The sequence below is a fragment of the Streptomyces sp. NPDC040410 genome (genome assembly GCF_055595715.1).
This window is the reverse complement of record NZ_JBVIVK010000002.1, coordinates 192,876-213,291: the sequence shown is the minus strand read 5'-3', so window position 1 is coordinate 213,291 and position 20,416 is coordinate 192,876. Positions and strand designations below refer to the sequence as shown.

At 70.8% G+C, this 20,416-nt stretch carries 21 protein-coding genes and 1 pseudogene; 14 read left to right on the top strand and 8 right to left on the bottom strand.

The annotated features are described in order from the left end of the window. The first annotated feature begins 83 nt into the window (after positions 1 to 83). The 3 genes from ACZ562_RS04950 to ACZ562_RS04940 all read left to right on the top strand — a co-directional run bounded on the left by ACZ562_RS04950 (position 84) and on the right by ACZ562_RS04940 (position 3,365). Positions 84 to 1,433, top strand: coding sequence for a sensor histidine kinase (locus ACZ562_RS04950; protein ID WP_471174239.1), 1,350 nt, complete (start codon positions 84 to 86; stop codon positions 1,431 to 1,433). Continuing rightward, positions 1,430 to 2,095: a response regulator gene (locus ACZ562_RS04945; protein ID WP_471174238.1), complete on the top strand. Its 666-nt coding sequence runs from the start codon at positions 1,430 to 1,432 to the stop codon at positions 2,093 to 2,095. The genes ACZ562_RS04950 and ACZ562_RS04945 overlap by 4 nt, the downstream gene beginning before the upstream one ends. A 64-nt stretch (positions 2,096 to 2,159) precedes the next feature. After that, entirely contained in the window at positions 2,160 to 3,365 is a 1,206-nt protein-coding gene (locus ACZ562_RS04940; RefSeq protein ID WP_471174237.1) for a cytochrome P450, read from the top strand. A 197-nt stretch (positions 3,366 to 3,562) separates the two neighbouring features. On the opposite strand, the gene ACZ562_RS04935 is transcribed toward ACZ562_RS04940, so the two are convergent. Next, positions 3,563 to 4,408, bottom strand: coding sequence for a diacylglycerol kinase family protein (locus tag ACZ562_RS04935; RefSeq protein ID WP_471174236.1), 846 nt, complete (start codon positions 4,406 to 4,408; stop codon positions 3,563 to 3,565). 189 nt (positions 4,409 to 4,597) lie between these two features. Here ACZ562_RS04935 and ACZ562_RS04930 point away from each other — a divergent pair, with 189 nt between their 5' ends. Both ACZ562_RS04930 and ACZ562_RS04925 read left to right on the top strand, forming a co-directional pair. Beyond that, positions 4,598 to 5,881, top strand: coding sequence for an adenylosuccinate synthase (locus tag ACZ562_RS04930; protein WP_471174235.1), 1,284 nt, complete (start codon positions 4,598 to 4,600; stop codon positions 5,879 to 5,881). A gap of 421 nt (positions 5,882 to 6,302) precedes the next feature. Next, entirely contained in the window at positions 6,303 to 6,593 is a 291-nt protein-coding gene (locus ACZ562_RS04925; RefSeq protein WP_471174234.1) for a DUF3303 family protein, read from the top strand. A gap of 19 nt (positions 6,594 to 6,612) precedes the next feature. Here the strand turns inward: ACZ562_RS04925 and ACZ562_RS04920 are convergent, their stop codons facing one another. The 3 genes from ACZ562_RS04920 to ACZ562_RS04910 all read right to left on the bottom strand — a co-directional run bounded on the left by ACZ562_RS04920 (position 6,613) and on the right by ACZ562_RS04910 (position 9,569). Further along, the gene (locus ACZ562_RS04920) at positions 6,613 to 7,263 is read right to left on the bottom strand and encodes a hypothetical protein (RefSeq protein ID WP_471174233.1); all 651 of its coding nucleotides are present in this window, start codon (positions 7,261 to 7,263) and stop codon (positions 6,613 to 6,615) included. 146 nt (positions 7,264 to 7,409) lie between these two features. Then, positions 7,410 to 8,111, bottom strand: coding sequence for a GntR family transcriptional regulator (locus tag ACZ562_RS04915; protein WP_471174232.1), 702 nt, complete (start codon positions 8,109 to 8,111; stop codon positions 7,410 to 7,412). A 102-nt stretch (positions 8,112 to 8,213) separates the two neighbouring features. Continuing rightward, positions 8,214 to 9,569: an aminotransferase class III-fold pyridoxal phosphate-dependent enzyme gene (locus ACZ562_RS04910; protein ID WP_471174231.1), complete on the bottom strand. Its 1,356-nt coding sequence runs from the start codon at positions 9,567 to 9,569 to the stop codon at positions 8,214 to 8,216. Between the two features lie 169 nt (positions 9,570 to 9,738). Here ACZ562_RS04910 and ACZ562_RS04905 point away from each other — a divergent pair, with 169 nt between their 5' ends. The 3 genes from ACZ562_RS04905 (at position 9,739) to ACZ562_RS04895 (ending at position 12,782) form a co-directional block, all read left to right on the top strand. Further along, positions 9,739 to 10,353 (top strand): type 1 glutamine amidotransferase family protein, encoded by a 615-nt coding sequence (locus tag ACZ562_RS04905; protein WP_471174230.1) that lies wholly within the window; start codon positions 9,739 to 9,741, stop codon positions 10,351 to 10,353. Beyond that, on the top strand, positions 10,350 to 10,808 hold the full coding sequence (locus tag ACZ562_RS04900; RefSeq protein ID WP_471174229.1) for a MarR family winged helix-turn-helix transcriptional regulator: 459 nt from the start codon (positions 10,350 to 10,352) through the stop codon (positions 10,806 to 10,808). Before ACZ562_RS04905 ends, ACZ562_RS04900 begins: the two co-directional genes overlap by 4 nt. A gap of 78 nt (positions 10,809 to 10,886) precedes the next feature. Further along, positions 10,887 to 12,782 (top strand): serine/threonine-protein kinase, encoded by a 1,896-nt coding sequence (locus ACZ562_RS04895; protein WP_471174228.1) that lies wholly within the window; start codon positions 10,887 to 10,889, stop codon positions 12,780 to 12,782. A gap of 157 nt (positions 12,783 to 12,939) precedes the next feature. Here ACZ562_RS04895 and ACZ562_RS04890 read toward each other — a convergent pair whose 3' ends face one another. Then, positions 12,940 to 13,689: an SLATT domain-containing protein gene (locus ACZ562_RS04890; RefSeq protein WP_471174227.1), complete on the bottom strand. Its 750-nt coding sequence runs from the start codon at positions 13,687 to 13,689 to the stop codon at positions 12,940 to 12,942. Positions 13,690 to 13,983: 294 nt separating this feature from the next. Between ACZ562_RS04890 and ACZ562_RS04885 the strand changes: the two genes are divergently transcribed. From ACZ562_RS04885 to ACZ562_RS04875, 3 genes are read left to right on the top strand one after another with little or no spacing between them, the layout of a single operon-like run. After that, the gene (locus ACZ562_RS04885) at positions 13,984 to 14,322 is read left to right on the top strand and encodes a YbaB/EbfC family nucleoid-associated protein (protein ID WP_471174226.1); all 339 of its coding nucleotides are present in this window, start codon (positions 13,984 to 13,986) and stop codon (positions 14,320 to 14,322) included. Between the two features lie 58 nt (positions 14,323 to 14,380). After that, complete coding sequence (gene recR, locus ACZ562_RS04880; protein WP_471174225.1) at positions 14,381 to 14,980, top strand: recombination mediator RecR; 600 nt, start codon at positions 14,381 to 14,383, stop codon at positions 14,978 to 14,980. Next, on the top strand, positions 14,973 to 15,632 hold the full coding sequence (locus tag ACZ562_RS04875; RefSeq protein ID WP_471174224.1) for a DUF5063 domain-containing protein: 660 nt from the start codon (positions 14,973 to 14,975) through the stop codon (positions 15,630 to 15,632). The genes recR and ACZ562_RS04875 overlap by 8 nt, the downstream gene beginning before the upstream one ends. Positions 15,633 to 15,649: 17 nt before the next feature. Here the strand turns inward: ACZ562_RS04875 and ACZ562_RS04870 are convergent, their stop codons facing one another. Beyond that, complete coding sequence (locus ACZ562_RS04870; protein ID WP_471174223.1) at positions 15,650 to 15,889, bottom strand: hypothetical protein; 240 nt, start codon at positions 15,887 to 15,889, stop codon at positions 15,650 to 15,652. 207 nt (positions 15,890 to 16,096) lie between these two features. Then, the gene (locus ACZ562_RS04865; protein ID WP_471174222.1) at positions 16,097 to 16,498 is read right to left on the bottom strand and encodes a VOC family protein; all 402 of its coding nucleotides are present in this window, start codon (positions 16,496 to 16,498) and stop codon (positions 16,097 to 16,099) included. A gap of 65 nt (positions 16,499 to 16,563) precedes the next feature. On the opposite strand from ACZ562_RS04865, the gene ACZ562_RS04860 reads away from it, so the two are divergent. Then, complete coding sequence (locus ACZ562_RS04860; RefSeq protein WP_471174221.1) at positions 16,564 to 17,529, top strand: helix-turn-helix transcriptional regulator; 966 nt, start codon at positions 16,564 to 16,566, stop codon at positions 17,527 to 17,529. Here the strand turns inward: ACZ562_RS04860 and ACZ562_RS04855 are convergent. Then, a pseudogene (locus ACZ562_RS04855) lies at positions 17,511 to 17,594 on the bottom strand (response regulator transcription factor); the annotation flags it as partial. The gene ACZ562_RS04860 and the pseudogene ACZ562_RS04855 overlap by 19 nt on opposite strands. 228 nt (positions 17,595 to 17,822) lie before the next feature. On the opposite strand from ACZ562_RS04855, the gene ACZ562_RS04850 reads away from it, so the two are divergent. Both ACZ562_RS04850 and ACZ562_RS04845 read left to right on the top strand, forming a co-directional pair. Continuing rightward, the gene (locus tag ACZ562_RS04850; RefSeq protein WP_471174220.1) at positions 17,823 to 19,100 is read left to right on the top strand and encodes an aspartate kinase; all 1,278 of its coding nucleotides are present in this window, start codon (positions 17,823 to 17,825) and stop codon (positions 19,098 to 19,100) included. Then, positions 19,100 to 20,158 carry an aspartate-semialdehyde dehydrogenase gene (locus ACZ562_RS04845; RefSeq protein ID WP_471174219.1) on the top strand — a complete coding sequence of 353 codons (1,059 nt, stop codon included), beginning with the start codon at positions 19,100 to 19,102 and terminating at the stop codon, positions 20,156 to 20,158. Before ACZ562_RS04850 ends, ACZ562_RS04845 begins: the two co-directional genes overlap by 1 nt. Positions 20,159 to 20,416: the final 258 nt, after the last annotated feature.

Below are 20,416 nucleotides of genomic sequence, written 5' to 3'. Positions count from 1 at the left end.
CGGCACTAGTACCTGAGACGGATCCCGGAGAACCCCTCTCACAGCTGACGACCGCGACCCCGCCTCCGCCTACCGTTCTGCATGTGACCGAGACGACCCAGCAGATGCCCCGCACGCCACCGGGTGAGGGCAGCAGACCGCGCAGCCCGGAGTTCCGGCTGGCCGCCGACGCCCTGCGCGGGCTGCGACAGGACCTGTTCCACGGCGCCTTCGCCTACGACCCGCTCCCGGCCATGCGCGTCGACGGCGCGCTGACCAGGCGGCTGCCGACGCGCATCCGGCAGTACGCCGTCTGGACCCCGCACGCCCTGGTGGCGGCCGCCGGCCTGCTGTCGGCGGCCATCGCGGGCACCACGACCCCGGGCAACGACATCGGCGCCCTGATGTGCGCCCTTTTCGCGCTGTGCCCGGTGCTGCTGACGCTGCTTCGGCCGATCGGCGCCTTCTGGTCGTCCCTGGCGGCCGCCCCGGTCACCGGTTTCTTCGCCAACGGCTGGGACGACTGGCCGTGGCGGCCCGGCAGCTTCGCCTGCCATCTGGTCGTGCTGACGGTCGTGGCCCTGCGGACCAGACCGCGGGTCACAGGGTGGATGTGGCTCCTGACCGCGGTGTACAGCGTCACCGTCGACAGCTTCTTCGGTTCGGGGTACTACTCCACGAACACCGGCCCGATGCTGGTCGTCTCCGCACTCGTCCTGCTCGCAGTCAGCGTCGGACACATACGCCGCGAGGCCGCGCAGGAGGTGACCGCCCAGCAGACGGTGACGGAGCACGAGCGCTCCCGGCGCACGCTCCTGGAGGAGCGCACCACGATCGCCCGCGAACTGCACGACGTCGTCGCCCACCACATGTCGGTCGTCGCCATCCAGGCGGAGGCCGCCCCGTACCGGGTGGAGAACCCGCCGCCGGAGCTGGAGCGCGCCTTCGCCACCATCCGGGAGAACGCGGTGGCGGCCCTGACCGAGCTGCGCCGGGTCCTGGGCGTCGTGCGTGCCGAGGACTACGAGGCCCCGGACGCCCCGCAGCCCACCCTCGCCGACCTGGACGCGCTGCTCTCCAACGTGCGGAACACGGGGCTGACCGTCGAGAAGGCGGTCACCGGAGCGGTGCGCGAACTGCCGCAGGGCGTCGAGCTGTCGGCGTACCGCATCGTGCAGGAGGCGCTGAGCAACTCGCTGCGGCACGCGCCGGGCGCGAGCGCCAGAGTCGAGATCGGGTACGTCCTCGGAGGCCTGGGCCTGCGCATAGTCAACGGCCCGCCGCCCGAGCCGTCCCTGGTGAAGCCCTCGCCCGGAGCAGGGCACGGCATCACCGGCATGCGGGAGCGGGTCTCCATGCTGAACGGCGAGATGACGGCGGGCCCGGCGGCCGGCGGAGGCTACGAGGTGGCGGTGTTCCTGCCGGTCGCCGGTGTGAGCGGCGGTGACGCATGACCATCCGCGTACTCATCGCCGACGACCAGATGATGGTGCGCGAGGGCTTCTCGGTCCTGCTGAACGCGATGCCGGACATCGAGGTGGTCGGCGAGGCCGTCAACGGGCGCGAGGCGGTCGAGCGGGTCCGTGAACTGGCCCCGGACGTGGTGCTGATGGACATCCGCATGCCGGAGCTGAACGGCATCGAGGCGACCCGGGAGATCGTCGCCGCGGACGGCGCGGCGAAGGTGCTGGTGCTCACCACCTTCGACCTCGACGAGTACGTGTACCAGGCGCTGCGGGCGGGAGCCTCGGGCTTCCTCCTCAAGGACGCCTCGGCACGCCAGCTCGCGGACGGTGTGCGGGTGGTGGCGTCCGGCGAGGCCCTGCTCGCCCCGTCCGTGACCAAGCGGCTGATCACGGAGTTCTCGAAGCTGTCCGACACCCCGCGGCTGATGCCCTCCGCGCAGGCGGCGTACGGCGATCTGACCGAGCGGGAGACGGAGGTGCTGGTGCTGATCGCGCAGGGCCTGTCGAACGCGGAGATGGCCGAGCGGCTCGTGGTGGCCGAGTCGACGATCAAGACGCATGTGAGCCGGATCCTGGTGAAGCTGGGCCTGAGGGACCGGACGCAGGCCGCGGTGTTCGCGTACGAGGCGAGACTGGTCACGCCGGGCTGAGCCGGGCCCCGTCCGGCCGGACCCCCTGGTCAGACCGCGGGACGCCGGACTAGCGTCCGTGTGCATGGCAGCCTTCGACCCGTGGGACCCGGCGTTTATCGCCGACCCGTACCCCGCCTACGCAGAGCTGCGTGCCCGGGGCCGTGTGCACTACTTCGAGCCCACGAACCAGTGGCTGGTACCGCACCACGCCGACGTGTCGGCGCTGCTGCGGGACCGCCGCCTCGGCCGGACGTACCAGCACCGCTTCACGCACGAGGACTTCGGGCGTACGGCGCCGCCGGCGGCGCACGAGCCGTTCCACGTCCTCAACGACCACGGGATGCTCGACCTGGAGCCGCCGGACCACACCCGGATCCGGCGCCTGGTGTCGAAGGCGTTCACGCCGCGCACGGTGGAGCAGCTGAAGCCGTATGTGCACGGGCTGGCCGGCGACCTGGTGTCCGCGCTGGTCGAGGCGGGCGGGGGCGACCTGCTGACGGACGTCGCGGAGCCGCTGCCGGTCGCGGTGATCGCCGAGATGCTCGGCATTCCGGAGTCCGACCGGGCCCCGCTGCGGCCCTGGTCGGCGGACATCTGCGGGATGTACGAACTGAACCCGTCCGAGGACGCGGCGAGCCGGGCGGTGCGGGCGTCGGTCGAGTTCTCGCAGTACCTGCGGGAGCTGATCGCCGAGCGCCGCAAGGAACCCGGCGACGACCTGATCTCGGGCCTGATCGCGGCGCACGACGAGGGCGACCGCCTGACCGAACAGGAGATGATCTCGACCTGCGTCCTCCTGCTGAACGCGGGCCACGAGGCCACGGTGAACGCCACGGTCAACGGCTGGTGGGCACTGTTCCGCAACCCCGAGCAGCTGGCGGCGCTGCGCGCGGACCACTCCCTCGTGCCGTCCGCCATCGAAGAGCTGATGCGTTACGACACCCCGCTCCAGCTCTTCGAGCGCTGGGTGCTGGACGAGATCGAGATCGACGGCACGGTGATCCCGCGGGGAGCGGAGATCGCGATGCTGTTCGGCTCCGCCAACCACGACACCGAGGTCTTCGGGAACCCCGGCGAACTGGACCTGTCCCGCACGGAGAACCCGCACATCTCGTTCAGCGCGGGCATCCACTACTGCATCGGCGCACCCCTGGCCCGCATCGAGCTGGCGGCGTCGATGACGGCCCTGCTGGAGAAGGCCCCCACACTGAGCCTTGCGGCGGAGCCGAAGCGGAAGCCGAACTTTGTGATCCGGGGGTTGGCGGGGTTGCGCGTCGAGGAGAGGTGACCACCCCGTTCGGCTGATCGTCGAGCGGATACCGAGACATCCACACGGTCAGGCTCGGCGGCAAGATCACCCTTCCCGATCCCGTCGGAATCACGCTCGACACCGACGAGCTCAAGCAGTACGCCGACTGACAGGCCGGGGGCAGCCGGTCAGGTCCCGTCGCCGCGGCCCGGGGCTGCCGCGGCGGTCGCCCTTCCTCAGGCGACCGGCAACGTCAGGCCGAACGCCCCCTCCCAGACGGTCCAGGTCCGTCGGCGCACCGGTCCCGACACGACCGAGTCCGCCCGGTAGCGGAAGTCACCGCCGGACACGGTCACGCTCCGGCCGCGGGCCAGCAGCGGTGCCGCCTCCGCGCCCACCGAGACCGGCCGTACCTCGACGTCTGCCACCCCCGAGTCCCCGGGCGTCACCGACATCTCCTGCACCGGCTGGTCCAGGTCCACCAGCGTCACGCCGTCGACCTCCACCCGCAGGCGGGAGGGCCCCCGCCAGGGGGCGGCCTGCATCGCCCGGGGCGGCCGGGCGGGCACCAGCGTCCGTACGAGCGACTGGTACGTCCGCAGCCAGGGATGCGCGGGGTCGGCGGTCTCCGGTTCAGCCGGCGAGGCCGGCGACGGTATCCCCAGGGCGCCGAGCACGACCCCGTCGCTCTCGTCGACCAGCAGGTCCAGGCGCCGCTCGGCGCCGTCCAGGACCGCCCTGGCCGCCGCCACCGCCGCGGTCGGCACCCCCAGGGAACGCGCCAGGGACACGGCGCCGCCGACCGGCACCACCGACAGCGCACATCCGGCCAGCTCCCGCTGCCGGTGCAAAACGGACACCGCCCGGACCAGGGTCCGGTCGTCGCCGACCACGACCGGCCTTCGCGAACCCCTTCGCCGCAGTGCGCGGGCGAATTCCTCGGGCCCTTCCGGGAGGCACACCTTCATGGGCGCACCCCCGCTGAGCACGTCTTTCGCGATCCGAACGGACTCGCCGTCCGCCCGGACGGCGACCGGGTCGATGACCACAAGGAGCTGGTCGGAAGTCGCCACCTCGGTCATGCCTCGCTTCCTCGGGTAGCATCTTTGTGCAAGAGCCCCTTGCGCTATTGCGCCAGGGGCTTCGTCTATTCCGGGGCATCCGGTCCGACGGGTCGCGGCCAACGAAGGTCGCCGGGGTACCAGGTACGGGTTTCGTGCCGGGTGCGCCCCTGACCCTGGACATGCCCCGCCCGGAAGGGGTGTACGCGCGTGCCCGCACTTGTGCTGCTCGGTGCTCAGTGGGGTGACGAAGGCAAGGGAAAGGCGACCGATCTGCTCGGCGGGTCGGTGGACTATGTGGTGCGTTACCAAGGCGGTAACAACGCCGGCCACACGGTAGTCGTGGGCGACCAGAAGTATGCCCTCCACCTCCTCCCTTCCGGAATCCTGTCCCCGGGGTGCACCCCGGTCATCGGCAACGGTGTCGTCGTCGACCCGTCGGTCCTGCTCTCCGAGCTGAGCGGATTGAACGAGCGCGGCGTCGACACGTCCAAGCTCCTGATCAGTGGCAACGCCCACATCATCACGCCGTACAACGTCACCGTCGACAAGGTGACCGAACGCTTCCTCGGGAAGCGGAAGATCGGCACGACCGGGCGCGGCATCGGGCCGACCTACGCGGACAAGATCAACCGCGTCGGGATCCGCGTGCAGGACCTGTACGACGAGTCGATCCTCACCCAGAAGGTCGAGGCGGCCCTCGACGTCAAGAACCAGCTCCTCACCAAGCTGTACAACCGGCGCGCCATCGCCGTCGACCAGGTGGTCGAGGAGCTGACCGGCTACGCGGACAAGCTCGCGCCGTACGTCGCCGACACGGTTCTCGTCCTCAACCAGGCGCTGGAGGACGACAAGGTGGTGCTGTTCGAGGGCGGGCAGGGCACCCTGCTCGACATCGACCACGGCACGTACCCCTTCGTGACCTCGTCGAACCCGACGGCGGGCGGTGCCTGCACCGGCGCCGGTGTCGGGCCGACGAAGATCAGCCGGGTCATCGGCATCCTGAAGGCGTACACGACCCGTGTCGGCTCCGGCCCCTTCCCGACCGAGCTGTTCGACGAGGACGGCGAGGCGCTGCGCCGCATCGGCCACGAGCGGGGCGTGACCACCGGCCGTGACCGCCGCTGCGGCTGGTTCGACGCGGTGATCGCGCGGTACGCGACAAGGGTCAACGGTCTGACCGACTTCTTCCTCACCAAGCTCGACGTCCTCACCGGCTGGGAGCAGATCCCGGTCTGCGTGGCCTACGAGATCGACGGCAAGCGCGTCGAGGAGCTCCCGTACTCGCAGTCGGACTTCCACCACGCGAAGCCGGTCTACGAGACCCTCCCGGGCTGGTCCGAGGACATCACGAAGGCGAAGTCGTTCTCCGACCTCCCGAAGAACGCCCAGAACTACGTCAAGGCGCTGGAGGAGATGTCCGGCGCCCCGATCTCCGCGATCGGCGTGGGACCGGGCCGGGACGAGACGATCGAGATCAACTCGTTCATCTAGTGCCGCGGCAGGCAACGTTTGCCCGTCAAGGAGCGGCGTCCGGTGCGTGCTCTCGGCGTGCCGGCCGGAAGTCCTCGTACTGGACGTACGTGGGCTTTCGGCCGGTGCGGCGAGAGGGCGTGCCGGGCGTCGCGACGGGGCGAACGTTGCCTGCCGCCGCACTAGTCCTCCGCACGTGCGCGTGCCTGTGCCCCTGGCCGCCGACTCCGGCCAGGGGCACAGGTGTTCCCGACCGGCGCCGACCGGGAACGGAGGGCGCCCCCTGCCGGGGTGCCCTCCGTTTTCCGTACGCCCAACCTGCCCTCGGCGCGGGCACGTTCTGAGGCGTGGAACGCCGACCGGGCAGCCCAGGAGAAATGCCCTTTATGCGAATATTCTGGTGCCGTACGTGTCTGTGACCCGACGGAAGAAGGTGACCGCGATGCGAATGCTGCTGAAGGCCTCTCTCGACACGGAGCGGACGAACGACCTGATCCGGAGCGGCAAGCTGCCCCAGCTGGTCCAGGAGACCATGGAACACCTCAAGCCGGAGGCCTCCTACTTCACCGTCGATCAGGGGCTGCGCACCATGTACCTGGTCTTCGACATGACGGACCCCTCCGACATGCCGTCGATCGCCGAGCCCTTCTTCATTCAGCTGGGCGCCAAACTGGACTACACCCCGGTCATGAACCTCGACGACCTGCAGAAGGGACTGTCCCGGCTGAGGTGACCCGTCGGCAGGCCGGCCGTCAGCTGAAGATGATCATCGATCCCTGTGCCAGGCTCCGCGTCGCCGCCGCGTGCAGACCCAGCCAGACGTGGCGCTCACGGGCGAAGGGGCTGGGATCGTACGGCGCGGGCACGGCCGGTTCCTCCAACTCCGTCGGGGCCATCGGCGGCTGGGGGGCGGCCGGGGGGTTGGCCGGGTCGATCCCGATGACCGGGGCCACGAACTCCAGCTCCCGCAGCAGGGTCTGGGAGGAGCCCAGCGGGCCGCCGCCGGCGAGGAGTTCGTCGTTGGACAGCGGGTGCGGGAAGTCGACCGGTACGTACGCGCCCGCGTGGTCGTAGTGCCAGACCAGATGCGACTGCTGGGCCGTCGCCTCGAACATCTCCAGCAACTGCTCGTAGTCGCCGCCGAGTTCGTCCACCGGCGTCACCGCCAGCCCGCACACCTGGAGCAGGTAGGCGCGGCGCAGGAAGTGCAGCGCGTCGTAGTCGAAGCCGGCCACCGGGGCGACCTCGCCGGACAGTCCCGGCATGTACTGGTACACGGGCACCGGCGGCAGGCCGGATTCGCCGAGCACCTTGTTGTACTGCGCGAGTTCCTCGGCGAAGGGGTTGTCGGGGGTGTGGCACAACACGTCCACGAGCGGCACCAGCCACAGGTCACAGGCCAAAGAGAGCTCCTCGGGTACTCGTAGCGCCCAGCGGCGTCGCACGACGGTCGTCGCACAACGGTCGTCGCACAGTGGTCAAGGAAGGGTAGTCGGTACGGCGCGGCTCGGCTGCCCTCGTGCGGGTCCCATACCCGGGCCCGCCCCGGTCATCCGGCGGCGAGGCGTTCGATCATGGCGAGGGAGTGCGCGTCGTACGCGGCGAGGATCGCGCGGGCGGCCCCGAGGTCGCGGCGCGCCAGGGCGTGCACCAGTTCGGTGTGGCCGGACCACAGCTCGCCGCGCAGGTCGGTGAGCCGGCGCAGGCGCTGCACCGCGCACACCCAGCCCTGGACTTGCAGGCGGTGCAGGAAGTCGACCAGGTGGGGATTGCCGTACAGGCTGCTCAGTTCACGCCAGAAGCGCAGGTCGTAGCCGATCAGGACGGTGAGGTCACCGGCGGTGGCGGCGCGCTGCGCCTCCTCGCCGCGCCGCCGCACAACCGCCACGGCTGCGGCGGTACGGGCGTCGTCGAGCCGTTGGAAGCCGCCGTGGCCGCCTGCCAGCGCGTGGAACATCCCGCCGGTGACCAGGCTGCGGGCCTCGATCATGCCGCGGAAGTCGTCGACCGAGTACTCGTGCACGTGGAAGCCGCGGTGGTGGTCGGCGTCCAGCAGCCCCTGGGCGGAGAGATCGACGAGCGCCTCGCGCACCGGGGTCGCGGACACCCCGTACTGCTCGGCGATCTCCTTCACCGTGAATTCCTGCCCCGCCTGCAGCCGCCCGGCCAGCACCTCGTCGCGCAGCGCGTCGGCGATCTGCTGCCGCAGGGTGCTTCGCGTCACGGCGCCGTTGCCGCTGGTGGCGGGCATGGTCGGGGGTTCACCTCATCGCGTTCGGGTGGCGTGCACATATATGTCTACGAGCACGCCACCTTACGCGTTCGAATGCGTGAGCGGCGCTGCCGCGGGCGTCTACTCGGTGTACTCGTCCGCAACGGAAAGCGCCACGTCGAGGGCCGCCAGCCCCTCCTTGAGCTCCGCCTCGCTCACGTTGCACGGCGGCACCACATGGGTCCGGTTCATGTTCACGAACGGCCACACGCCCTGCTTCTTCGCCGCCGCCCCGAACGCGGCCATCGCGGCATTCGCCTCGCCCGCCGCGTTGTACGGCACGAGTGGCTCCCGTGTCTCCCGGTTCCTCACGAGTTCGACCGCCCAGAACATCCCCACGCCCCGCACGTCGCCGACCGACGGGTGCCGCTCCGCCAGCGCCTGCAGCGCCGGTTCCACGACCTCCGTCCCGAGCCGCGCCGCGTTCTCGACGACGCCCTCCTCGGCCATGACGTTGATCGTCGCGACGGCCGCCGCACACGCCAGCGGATGCCCGGAGTACGTCAGGCCGCCCGGGTACGCGCGCTTCCCGAAGGTCTCCGCGATCGCCCCCGAGATGGCGACACCGCCCAGCGGCACGTATCCGGAGTTCACGCCCTTCGCGAACGTCATCAGGTCCGGCACGACGTCGAACAGGTCCGCGGCGAACCATTCACCGGTCCGCCCGAACCCGGCCATGACCTCGTCCAGGACGAAGACGATGCCGTACTTGTCGCATATCTCACGGACGCCCGCCAGGTAGCCGGCCGGCGGCACCATGATCCCCGCGGTCCCCGGGATCGTCTCCAGGACGATCGCGGCGACGGTCGACGGCCCCTCGAAGGCGATCGTCGTCTCCAGGTGCTCGAGGGCCCGCGCGCACTCCTGTTCCTCGGTCTCCGCGTAGAAGCGCGAGCGGTACAGGAACGGCGCCCAGAAGTGCACGACTCCCGCCGTGCCGCTGTCGGACGGCCAGCGCCGCGGGTCGCCGGTGATGTTCACGGCCTGCTGCGTGCCGCCGTGGTACGAGCGGTACGCCGACAGCACCTTCGGCCGCCCGGTGTGCAGCCGCGCCATCCGCACCGCGTGCTCCACCGCGTCGGCCCCGCCGTTGGTGAAGAAGATCTTGTCCAGGTCGCCGGGTGTCCGCTCGGCGATGAGCCGGGCCGCCTCGGACCGTGCCTCGACGGCGAACGCGGGCGCGAACGTGGACAGGGTCGCGGCCTGTTCCTGGATCGCGGCGACGACCTTGGGGTGCTGGTAGCCGATGTTCGTGTAGACGAGCCCGCTGGTGAAGTCGAGGTACCGCCTGCCGTCGTAGTCCCAGAAGTACGACCCCTCCGCGCCGGCGACGGCGAGCGGGTCGATGAGCTCCTGCGCGGACCAGGAGTGGAAGACGTGCGCACGGTCCGCGGCCTTCACGGCGGCGCCGGCCTCGGGGTTTGGCTGAGGGGTCATGCGCCCGAGGGTAGGTGTGTGCGGCGGGGGTGCGACATCGGCGTCCTGTCTGCGGTCCCGGGCTTTCCGCGACAGGTTGTCGACGCGGGGCGCGCCCCGGGACCGGCATTGACAGCCTGCTGCGTTTATGACAGCCTACTGTCATGCAGTCGAGGGTCGAGGAGGAGTCATGAACAGCACCACTCGCAAGCCCGTCCGTCTCGCCGTCTACGACACCCTCGCCGACTGGGAGACGGGCCACACGACCGCCCACCTCGCCCGCGCCGGGTACGAGATCCGGACCGTCGGCCCCTCCACCGCCGCCGTCACGAGCATCGGCGGCCTGCGCGTCCAGCCCGACGCCGCCCTGGACGACGTACGACCCGAGGACAGCTCCCTGCTGATCCTCCCGGGCGCCGACCTCTGGGACACCACCGACGACCTCGCGCCCTTCGCCCGCAAGGCCCGCGACTTCCTGGACGCCGGCGTGCCCGTCGCCGCGATCTGCGGCGCCACCGCGGGGCTCGCCCGGGCGGGCCTGCTCGACGACCGCGACCACACCAGCGCGGTCTCCTTCTACCTGGCCGCGACGGGCTACCGGGGAGGCGGCCACTACGTCGACACCGACGCCGTCACCGACCGCGGCCTCGTCACCGCCGGCCCCACCGAGCCCGTCGCCTTCGCCCGCGAGGTCTTCCGTCTCCTCGGGGTGTACGACGGCGAGGTGCTCGACGCCTGGTACCGGCTGTTCCACGACTCCGACGCGGAGGCGTACGCGGTCCTCGAGAAGGCGGGCGCGCAGTGAGCCGGGAGCGTCAGGACCTGCTCAGCCGCAGCGCGCTCGGTGTCTTCCGGCTCAACGGCCAGTTCCTCGCCGTGGCGGAGGAACTGGCCAGGCCCGCCGGGCTCACCGCCGCCTGGTGGCAGGTGCTCGGCGCGGTCCTCCCCGAGCCGCTGCCCGTCTCCGGGATCGCCCGCGCCATGGGCATCACCCGGCAGAGCGTCCAGCGGATCGCCGACCTGCTGGTGCAGCGCGGCCTCGCCGAGTACCGTTCCAACCCCGCCCACCGCCGCGCCAAGCTTCTCGCGCCCACGGCGCAGGGCCGCGCGGCCGTCGACCGGATCGACCCGGGCCACGCCGCCTTCGCCGGCCGGCTCGCCGAGGCGTTCGGGGACGCGGACCTCGCCGCGGGCGTGGCCGTACTCGAACGGCTGTCGAAGGTGCTGGACGAGCTGGGACCGCCTGTTACGGAACCGTAGACACCGCGCCGCTCGACTCCCGGAACGGCCGGTTTATTCTCGGCTCGATCACATATGTGGGGGAAGGGCGGCGCGGCCATGGAGAAACTGGGCCCGGAGGATCCGCAGCAAATCGGCGGATACCGGCTGCTCGCGCGGCTGGGGGCCGGCGGGATGGGGCAGGTCTATCTCGCCCGCTCGGACCGGGGGCGCACCGTCGCCGTGAAACAGGTCCGGCAGGAGCTGGCGGCGCGGGAGGAGTTCCGGGCGCGCTTCCGGCAGGAGGTACGCAACGCTCAGCGCGTCGGGGGATTCTGGACCGCGCCCGTCCTCGACGCCGACACCGAGGCCGCCGTGCCCTGGGTCGCCACCGGCTATGTCGCCGGGCCGAGCCTCCAGCAGGTCGTGAGCCACGACCACGGCCCGTTGCCCGAGCGGTCGGTACGCATCCTCGGCGCCGGGCTCGCCCACGCGCTCACCAACATCCATGCGGCCGGGATCGTCCACCGCGACCTCAAGCCGTCCAACGTGATGGTCACCATAGAGGGACCCCGCGTCATCGACTTCGGCATCGCGCGGGCCCTGGAGACCGTAGGGGACGCGGGACTGACCCGCACCGGCGCGATGATCGGGTCGCCCGGCTTCATGGCCCCCGAGCAGGTGCGGGCCGACCGGATCACGCCCGCGTGCGACGTCTTCTGTCTCGGCTCCGTCCTCGCGTACGCCGCGACCGGCCGCCTCCCGTTCGGCGCCGCCGACAGCGGGGTGCACGCCGTGATGTTCCGCATCGCCCAGGAGGATCCCGACCTCGCGGGCGTGCCCGAGGGCATCGCCGACCTCGTCCGCGACTGCCTGCAGAAGGACCCGGCCGCCCGGCCGACGCTCGCCCGGATCCTGGAGCGCACCGGCGCGGAGGACACCGTCTCCGGAGGCCGCTCCCGGGAGCCGTGGCTGCCGAGCGCGCTCGTGGCCCAACTGGGGCGGCATGCGGTGCGGTTGCTGGACACGGAAGATCCGGATTCCGGATCCGGTCCCGGTTCCGTTTCCGCCGAGGGGTGGGCTCCCGCGGCCCCGCCCGAGCACGCTCCGGCCGCCGGCTACTCGTCCACCGACCCGCCCACGAAGCCGGCCCCGGCCCCCGCGGCACCGCCGGTGCCGGGACAGCCGGGCGCGGGCACACCAGCGAACCACCTCCCCACACGGGTCGCCGGGCAGGTACCGCCCCCGGCCCGGCCCCACCCGGCGTACGGCCATCCGCAACAGCACCCGTCGCACCCGCAGCCCTCCGCGTACGGCTATCCGCAGCAGCCCGGCGCACCCGGCCGGTACCAGTCGCACGGCGGCCAGTCGTACGGCGGCCTCGGCTCGCCCCCGCCGTACGGCCCGCCCTTCACGACGCCGCCGGGAACCCCGCAGCAACCGCCGCGAAGGAGCGCCCGCTCCACGGCGGCGCTCGTCGTGGTCGCCCTGATCGTCGCGCTGGGCGCCGGCGGTTCGGTCTACGCCCTGATGAACGGCGGCGAGGACGACCACGGCGGCTCCACCCCGTCCCCGACCACCAGCGCACCCAAGACCCCCGGCCCGAGCACGCCCGAGCCGTCCCCGACCGACTCCCAGCCGACCGCCTCGGCCGCGGCGGACGGCACGATCCCGGCCGCGTACCTGGGCACCTGGACAACGTCCATCGACAACGACACCGGGCACAACACCCGCGAACTGACCATCCAGCAGGGCGAGGTGGGCGACACGGTGCTCTCCCTCGTCGCCGACGGGCCTACGGACGCCGGCACCTACCACTGTGTGTTCGAGGCGCCGCTGGCCGAAGCCCCCTCAGAGGACGGCCCGTTGGCGATCGGCCCGTCCACCGTGACGACCGGCGAGCCGCGCTCCTCGTGCACCCCGGGCGCGGCCAGCGAGGTCACCCTTCTGCCGGACGGCAGGCTGGAGCGTGTGAACAGGGACACCGGGGAGAAGCTGACGTACACACGGCAGTGAACGTACGGCGAACTCCGGCCGGCCAGCCGGCCCGGACGGTCCGGCGTTCGAGGACGAGGCCGCAGGCCGAAGCGGGAGGCCGGGGGCGGCAGCCCCCGGGGACGGGGCGCGAAGGGGCCGGAGAGGGCGAACACCTCCGACGGCGGCCCCGCGCCGCTCATCTGGGCTCGGGCGGCCGCTGGCGGGGCATGTTCGGGCGGGCGCTGGCACTCGGCGGCATGGCGAACCTCCCCTGCGTCGCCCCCGTGTCCGCGCGGCCCCCGGAAGCCGCCGTCGGCTGGACCCCCACCGGCGCCACCCCGGTGCGGAACTCCGCCATCCAGTCAGCCGTCTCCATCCGCACCAGCTCGGTCACGTCCTCGGAGAACCTCCGCAACACCGCGAGACACCGCTCGGTGGCCTCGCTCGCCGTCCCCTCCGCCGGCCCCAGCACCTCCCGTACACACTCCGACGCCCAGTCGAACTGCAGCACCTGAAGCCTCCGCTGCACGGCCTGAGCCGTGGCCACGTCCCTCATCCACCCTGACGTGACGCCGAAGAACCGGTCCCCGGCCAGGCACGCCGCCCCCAGCAGCAGCGCCAGATACCCCCACGGAGAGACTGCGCCGACCACCCCGGTCAGATCGAGGAGCGGCAGCGAGGCCCCGGCCACACCGCCCGCCGCCGCGCCCACCCGCAGCAGCCGCGCCCCTCGCCGCTTCCACACCCGCTCGGCGAGATACCAGGCCGCGGTCTCCAGCGCCCCGCGCTCCACCCACCGGTACAGCTCGTCCAGCCGCTCGGCCGGTTCCCCCCAGTCGCCGAGGGGCAGCGTCCGCCCGGTCAGGTCGCCCGGCCGCAGCCCGGCCGCGCCCTCGCCCCGCCCGTCCTGAGGCGGACCCTCGGGCTGCATCTCCGGCTGACCCACCCGGCACTCCCTACTGATCCTGGACGACACTGGTCACGACACCGCACGCGACCGATCACGTTGCGTGACGTCCGCTGCTGGTGCGCCGCCCTCTTTCCTAGCGCCCAAGGGGTGGCGAAGGCGTCGGTTCGGCCTCTTTTCCGCCCGGAAGAGGTCCTTGATCAGGTAGAGGGATCGACGTCGACTCACTCGAAAGAGTGCTGCGGCGACGGCCGCCCGGACCACGTAGGCTCGATCCAAGCGGAAAAACCCGCCCGGACAGCCGTAACAGCCATACGAGACCAGGAGCTGATCGTGATCCCCGGTGGTGGCCAGCCCAACATGCAGCAGCTGCTCCAGCAGGCCCAGAAGATGCAGCAGGACCTGGCGGACGCCCAGGAGGAACTGGCGCGGACCGAGGTCGACGGGCAGGCGGGCGGCGGCCTGGTGAGGGCCACCGTCACCGGGGCCGGCGAGCTCCGCGCCCTGAAGATCGACCCGAAGGCGGTGGACCCGGAGGACACCGAGACCCTCGCCGACCTGATCGTCGCGGCCGTCCAGGCGGCCAACGAGAACGCGCAGACCCTCCAGCAGCAGAAGCTGGGCCCCCTCGCACAGGGCCTCGGCGGCGGCATCCCGGGCCTGCCTTTCTAAGACGGCCGTCGGCCAACTACGGTACGTACTGAAGGAACCAGGAAGGACGGGCAGTCCGTTGTACGAAGGCGTGGTCCAGGACCTCATCGACGAGCTGGGGCGGCTGCCCGGCGTCGGTCCCAAGAGCGCGCAGCGGATCGCCTTCCACATCCTGCAGGCGGAGCCGACGGATGTACGGCGTCTGGCGCAGGCCCTCCTGGAGGTGAAGGCGAAGGTCCGCTTCTGCGCGACCTGCGGCAATGTCGCGCAGGAGGAGCTGTGCAACATCTGCCGTGACAGCCGCCGCGACCTCTCCGTCATCTGCGTGGTGGAGGAGCCGAAGGACGTGGTCGCTATCGAGCGCACCCGTGAGTTCCGCGGCCGTTACCACGTGCTCGGCGGAGCGATCAGCCCGATCGAGGGCGTCGGCCCCGACGACCTGCGCATAAGGGAACTGCTGGCCCGCCTGGCCGACGGCACGGTCACGGAGCTCATCCTGGCCACGGACCCGAATCTCGAAGGCGAGGCGACGGCCACGTACCTCGCCCGCATGATCAAGCCCATGGGCCTCAAGGTCACCCGCCTGGCCAGCGGCCTCCCGGTGGGCGGAGACCTGGAATACGCGGACGAGGTGACTCTCGGCCGCGCCTTCGAGGGGAGACGACTCCTAGATGTCTGACGCCACGCTGCACGCGACCAGCCAGAACCCCGACGACTTCGCGGTCCAGATCGCGGATCAGGTCGAGAGCTTCCTGGTGGCCGTCACGGAGGTAGCGAAGGGCGACGAGCCTGACTCGGCGGTCCCCTTCCTGCTCCTGGAGGTCTCCCAACTGCTCCTGGCCGGCGGCCGTCTGGGCGCCCACGAGGACATCGTCCCCGACGAGCGTTACGAGCCCGACCCGGGCCCGGAACTGGACGTGGACGAACTCCGCGAGAACCTCGCCCGCCTCCTGGAGCCGATCGACGTCTACTCGGAGGTCTTCGACCCGTACGAGCCCCGCAAGGCACCCGTACCGGCCCGCATCTCCGACGACCTGACGGACGTCATCACGGACCTCCGCCACGGCATGGTCCACTACCGCGCGGGGCGCACGACCGAGGCGCTGTGGTGGTGGCAGTTCTCGTACTTCTCCAACTGGGGTACGACGGCCTCGGCGACGCTGAGGGCTCTGCACTCGGTGCTCGCCCATGTGCGGCTGAACCAGCCCCTGGAGGAGCTGGACGGCCTGGACACGGACCAGGGCGTGGGGGACGAGACGCTGGAGTTCGAGGCCGGAAAGGTGATGCAGGAGGAGATCGCGGGCCCGCTGGGCATGCGGACGGCGCGGTAGCCGTCGGGAGCGGGCGCTCAGGCCGGGTCCGCTCCCGGGAACCGGCCCGCGGTGCGCAGCAGGTCGAAGAGCCTCATCGGTAGGTCGAATCCGGTGGGGTCAATCCGGCCCATGTCCGAGACCACGACGTCGAAGGCAGGCCGCGCCTTGTGCAGGGCACGGACGCCTTCCTGCGTGGACGTGGCGTTCACCACTTCCACGCCCAGTGCCTGGAGTTGGGCCACCTCGTAGGCGTTGTTCGCCGGCTGGTCGTCCACCCACAGCACTCTGCGGAGCAGATCCGACGGTCGCTCCGCTGCTCGGGCGCCACCTCCAGTCCATCGCCCCCGGCATAGGGCAACGCGCCTTGATTCAGGCGGAGTTGGCCCCATAGTTGTGGGATCGCTTTCGGATCGACGTACGGCGCGGCGAATCGCGCCGCCATGGCCACACGGTCTTGCCGCTTTCGCGTCATGGCCGCGTGCTCAGAGTCCGTGGGCGGAAAGGCAGAAGGGGTGGCCGGCCGGGTCCAGCAGCACCCGCCACCTGTCGGGCTGCGGCTGGAACGACGCCACCACGGCGCCCAGGCTCAGCATCCGGTCCTGGGCGGCGTCCAAGTCCTCGACGTCCTCGACGCCCAGTTCGATGTGGGCCTGCTTCTGCCGGGCGGGGTCGGGCCAGGTCGGGGGCCGGTAGTCGGCCTGCCGGACGAACCCCAGTCCGGGGGCGCCCTCACGGCCGAGCAGGACGAAGTCGTCGCTGGCGAACAGCACCGGCAGGCCGAGGGCGTCGCCGTAGAAACGGGCGAGCTCGGCCGGGTCCGGGCAGTCGAAGTCGACGGAAAGGAAACGGATTGCCGGTGCGGATGAAGAATCCCTTGTGGTCATGGTGCGCGAGCGTAGAACCAGACCCGGACACTGGCTGTCCTGGTCATGTCCCACACTGAGTAACCGTGATGGGTACCTCGTCCCGCCTGCTCCGCCTGGTGTCGCTGTTGTCCACGCGACCGGTCTGGACTTGTCGCGAGCTGGCCGAGCACATGTCGGTCACCGACCGGACGGTCCGGCGCGACATCGCCCGGCTGCGGGATCTGGGCTACGGCATCGAGTCCGACCCGGGCCCGTGGGGCGGCTACCGGATCGGTCGCGGCGCCCGGCTGCCGCCACTGAGCCTGGACGACGAGGAGGCCCTCGCCGTGGCCGTCGGCCTGCGTGAGGCCGCGCTCAGTGGAGCACTGGGCGCGGACCAGGCCGCGCTGTCAGCCCTTTTCAAGCTCCGCCAGGCACTTCCGAAGCGGCTGGCCGACCGGCTGGGCGAACTCGACGCCACCCTCGCGCACACGCCTCGGTCCACGGAGCCACAGATCAGCCCCCACATGCTGCTGGAACTGGCGACCGCGTGCCGCAGCGGACTGCGCACCGAGCTGTCGTACCGGGACCACGCAGGGCGCACGAGCGTCCGCGACGTCGAACCGTACCGGCTCGTCCACACCGGCCGCCGCTGGTACTTCGTCGCTCGCGATGTCGGCCGGGGCGAGTGGCGTACGTTCCGGGCCGACCGTGTGACACGGGTGCGACCCACAGCCGAGCCGGCCGAACTTGTCGATCCACCGGACCCGGCGTTGCTGGTCTCCCGGGGTATCGCAAGCGTCGTGTACCCGGTGTATGCGACGGTCCGCCTTCCGCTTCCCCTGGACCAGGCCCTGAGCGTGGTCCCCCGAACGATCGGCACACACAGCCCTGACGGTCCCGACGCCACGGTGGTCGAGATCGGCGGCAACGACGTGGACCGGCTAGCGGCCTACCTGCTCGGGCTGGGTACTCCCCTGCGGGTGCTTTCCACCGAAGCCGTGCGCGAGGCGCTGATCCGCAGCACCCGGGAGTTGCTCAAGGCCAACGAATCGACCTCGAAGCAGTGACGGATCAGGCCGCGCCGCGGCGCCTGGGCCACCGGTTCATCGTCTTCCATCAGAAGTACGCGCACAGCCAGGAGTACGCGCACCGCCCGAACGATGGTGCTTGAAACTTAATCCATAACGTGATCCGCAGCCGTCACTTGTGACCCGTGGCACTTTCCGAGTGCCGTCGGCGCGCACCGGGCATGTGCGTTCCGGAACGGGCGTCCGGACATCTCACCATGCGGTACTCCGGAGGGGAATATCGGACGCTCGTTAAACTGAGCCGACACACACGGACTGAGCGAGGAGCGCACGTGGGCCTTGTCGTGCAGAAGTACGGAGGCTCCTCCGTAGCCGATGCCGAGGGCATCAAGCGCGTCGCCAAGCGGATCGTGGAAGCGAAGAAGAACGGCCACCAGGTGGTCGTCGTCGTTTCCGCGATGGGCGACACGACGGACGAGCTGATCGATCTCGCCGAGCAGGTATCGCCGATGCCTGCCGGGCGTGAGTTCGACATGCTGCTGACCGCCGGAGAGCGTATCTCCATGGCCCTGCTGGCCATGGCGATCAAAAACCTGGGCCACGAGGCCCAGTCCTTCACCGGCAGCCAGGCAGGCGTCATCACCGACTCGGTCCACAACAAAGCCCGGATCATCGACGTCACGCCGGGCCGGATCCGCACGGCGCTGGACGAGGGCAACATCGCCATCGTCGCCGGGTTCCAGGGCGTCAGCCAGGACAAGAAGGACATCACCACGCTAGGCCGCGGTGGTTCCGACACCACGGCCGTCGCACTCGCCGCCGCTCTGGACGCCGAGGTCTGCGAGATCTACACCGACGTCGACGGCGTGTTCACCGCCGACCCGCGGGTGGTGAAGAAGGCGAAGAAGATCGACTGGATCGCCTTCGAGGACATGCTGGAGCTCGCCGCTTCCGGCTCCAAGGTGCTGCTCCACCGCTGTGTGGAGTACGCGCGCCGCTACAACATCCCGATCCATGTGCGCTCGTCCTTCTCCGGGCTGCAGGGCACCTGGGTCAGCAACGAGCCGATTCAGCAAGGGGACAAGACGGTGGAGCAGGCCATCATCTCCGGTGTCGCGCACGACACCTCCGAGGCCAAGATCACGGTCGTCGGTGTGCCGGACAAGCCGGGCGAGGCCGCCCTGATCTTCCGTACGATCGCCGATTCCGAGATCAACATCGACATGGTCGTGCAGAACGTGTCGGCCGCCTCCACGGGTCTGACGGACATCTCCTTCACGCTGCCGAAGACCGAGGGCCGCAAGGCCATCGACGCGCTGGAGAAGAACAAGACCGCGATCGGCTTCGACTCGCTGCGCTACGACGACCAGATCGGCAAGATCTCGCTCGTCGGCGCCGGCATGAAGACCAACCCGGGTGTGACCGCCTCCTTCTTCGAGGCGCTCTCCGACGCCGGCGTGAACATCGAGCTGATCTCGACCTCCGAGATCCGCATCTCGGTCGTCACCCGCGCCGACGACGTGCCCGAGGCCGTCCGTGCCGTGCACACCGCCTTCGGGCTCGACTCCGACAGTGCCGAGGCCGTCGTCTACGGAGGCACGGGCCGCTGATGAGGCGGTCCGCGCGGCCGAGGCTCGCGGTCGTGGGGGCGACCGGAGCCGTCGGAACGGTCATGCTCCAGATCCTGTCCCAGCACGCGGACATCTGGGGCGAGATCCGACTGGTCGCCTCGCCGCGCTCGGCCGGCCGCAAGCTGGCCGTGCGCGGTGAGCAGGTCGAGGTGGTGGCCCTGTCGGCGGAGGCCTTCGACGGGGTCGACGTCGCCATGTTCGACGTCCCCGACGAGGTCTCCGCGCAGTGGGCGCCGGTCGCCGCGGCCAAGGGCGCGGTCGTGGTGGACAACTCGGGCGCCTTCCGGATGGACCCCGACGTGCCCCTCGTCGTCCCCGAGGTCAACGCGCACGCGGCACGGCGGCGGCCGCGCGGGATCATCGCCAACCCGAACTGCACGACCCTCTCCATGATCGTGGCCCTGGGCGCGCTGCACGCCGAGTTCGGGCTGCGCGAGCTGGTCGTCTCCTCGTACCAGGCCGTGAGCGGGGCGGGCCGGGCCGGCGTCGAAACGCTGCGGCAGCAGCTCACCCTGGTCGCCGGCACCGAGCTCGGAACCTGCCCCGGTGACGTGCGGCGGGCCGTGGGGGACAACACCGGGCCCTTCCCGGAGCCGGTCGCCCTCAACGTCGTACCGTGGGCCGGGTCGCTGCGCGAGGACGGCTGGTCCTCGGAGGAGATGAAGGTACGGGCCGAGTCCCGCAAGATCCTCGGACTGCCCCAGCTGCCGGTCGCGGTGACCTGTGTGCGGGTGCCGGTGATCACCACGCATTCGCTCACCGTCCACGCACGCTTCGAGGGGGAGGTCACCGTGGACAAGGCGCGGGAGATCCTCGCCACAGCCCCGGGTGTCGTCCTCTTCGACAACCCGGCCGCCGGGGAGTTCCCCACGCCCGCCGACGTGGTCGGGACCGATCCGACCTGGGTGGGCCGGGTGCGGCGGGCGCTCGACGATCCCACCGCGCTGGAACTCTTCGTTTGCGGAGACAATCTGCGCAAGGGCGCCGCGCTCAACACGGCGCAGATCGCCGAGCTGGTGGCGGCGGAGCTGGTGTGACGTCTGCGGCCCGCGCCACGCTTCCCGGGGCGAGGGCTTGCTCTGGGAAGAAGTCCTGGCCATGGGCGGGCTCATTTGTAGGATCTATGCAAGCAGTGTGGCCGGAGTAATGGTCCGGACCACTTGATCCGGACGACCCGGGTGCCCGAAAATTTCCCTCCCCGCCCTCCGCAACCACGCGGAGGGCGGGGAGCGTCTTTGCGAACGCCCTTCGGTGGTTCGGGGATGCTTCACGGGGCGTGGGGACGCCTCGGACAT

Bases quoted from the DNA above. Each gene is read 5' to 3' on its own strand.
- ACZ562_RS04875 (WP_471174224.1), top strand. From the start codon at position 14,973: ATGTCTGACGCCACGCTGCACGCGACCAGCCAGAACCCCGACGACTTC.
- ACZ562_RS04915 (WP_471174232.1), bottom strand. From the start codon at position 8,111: ATGCCCGCCACCAGCGGCAACGGCGCCGTGACGCGAAGCACCCTGCGG.
- ACZ562_RS04935 (WP_471174236.1), bottom strand. From the start codon at position 4,408: ATGACCGAGGTGGCGACTTCCGACCAGCTCCTTGTGGTCATCGACCCG.
- ACZ562_RS04910 (WP_471174231.1), bottom strand. From the start codon at position 9,569: ATGACCCCTCAGCCAAACCCCGAGGCCGGCGCCGCCGTGAAGGCCGCG.
- ACZ562_RS04925 (WP_471174234.1), top strand. From the start codon at position 6,303: ATGCGAATGCTGCTGAAGGCCTCTCTCGACACGGAGCGGACGAACGAC.
- ACZ562_RS04895 (WP_471174228.1), top strand. From the start codon at position 10,887: ATGGAGAAACTGGGCCCGGAGGATCCGCAGCAAATCGGCGGATACCGG.
- ACZ562_RS04945 (WP_471174238.1), top strand. From the start codon at position 1,430: ATGACCATCCGCGTACTCATCGCCGACGACCAGATGATGGTGCGCGAG.
- ACZ562_RS04865 (WP_471174222.1), bottom strand. From the start codon at position 16,498: ATGACCACAAGGGATTCTTCATCCGCACCGGCAATCCGTTTCCTTTCC.
- ACZ562_RS04845 (WP_471174219.1), top strand. From the start codon at position 19,100: ATGAGGCGGTCCGCGCGGCCGAGGCTCGCGGTCGTGGGGGCGACCGGA.
- ACZ562_RS04905 (WP_471174230.1), top strand. From the start codon at position 9,739: ATGAACAGCACCACTCGCAAGCCCGTCCGTCTCGCCGTCTACGACACC.
- ACZ562_RS04940 (WP_471174237.1), top strand. From the start codon at position 2,160: ATGGCAGCCTTCGACCCGTGGGACCCGGCGTTTATCGCCGACCCGTAC.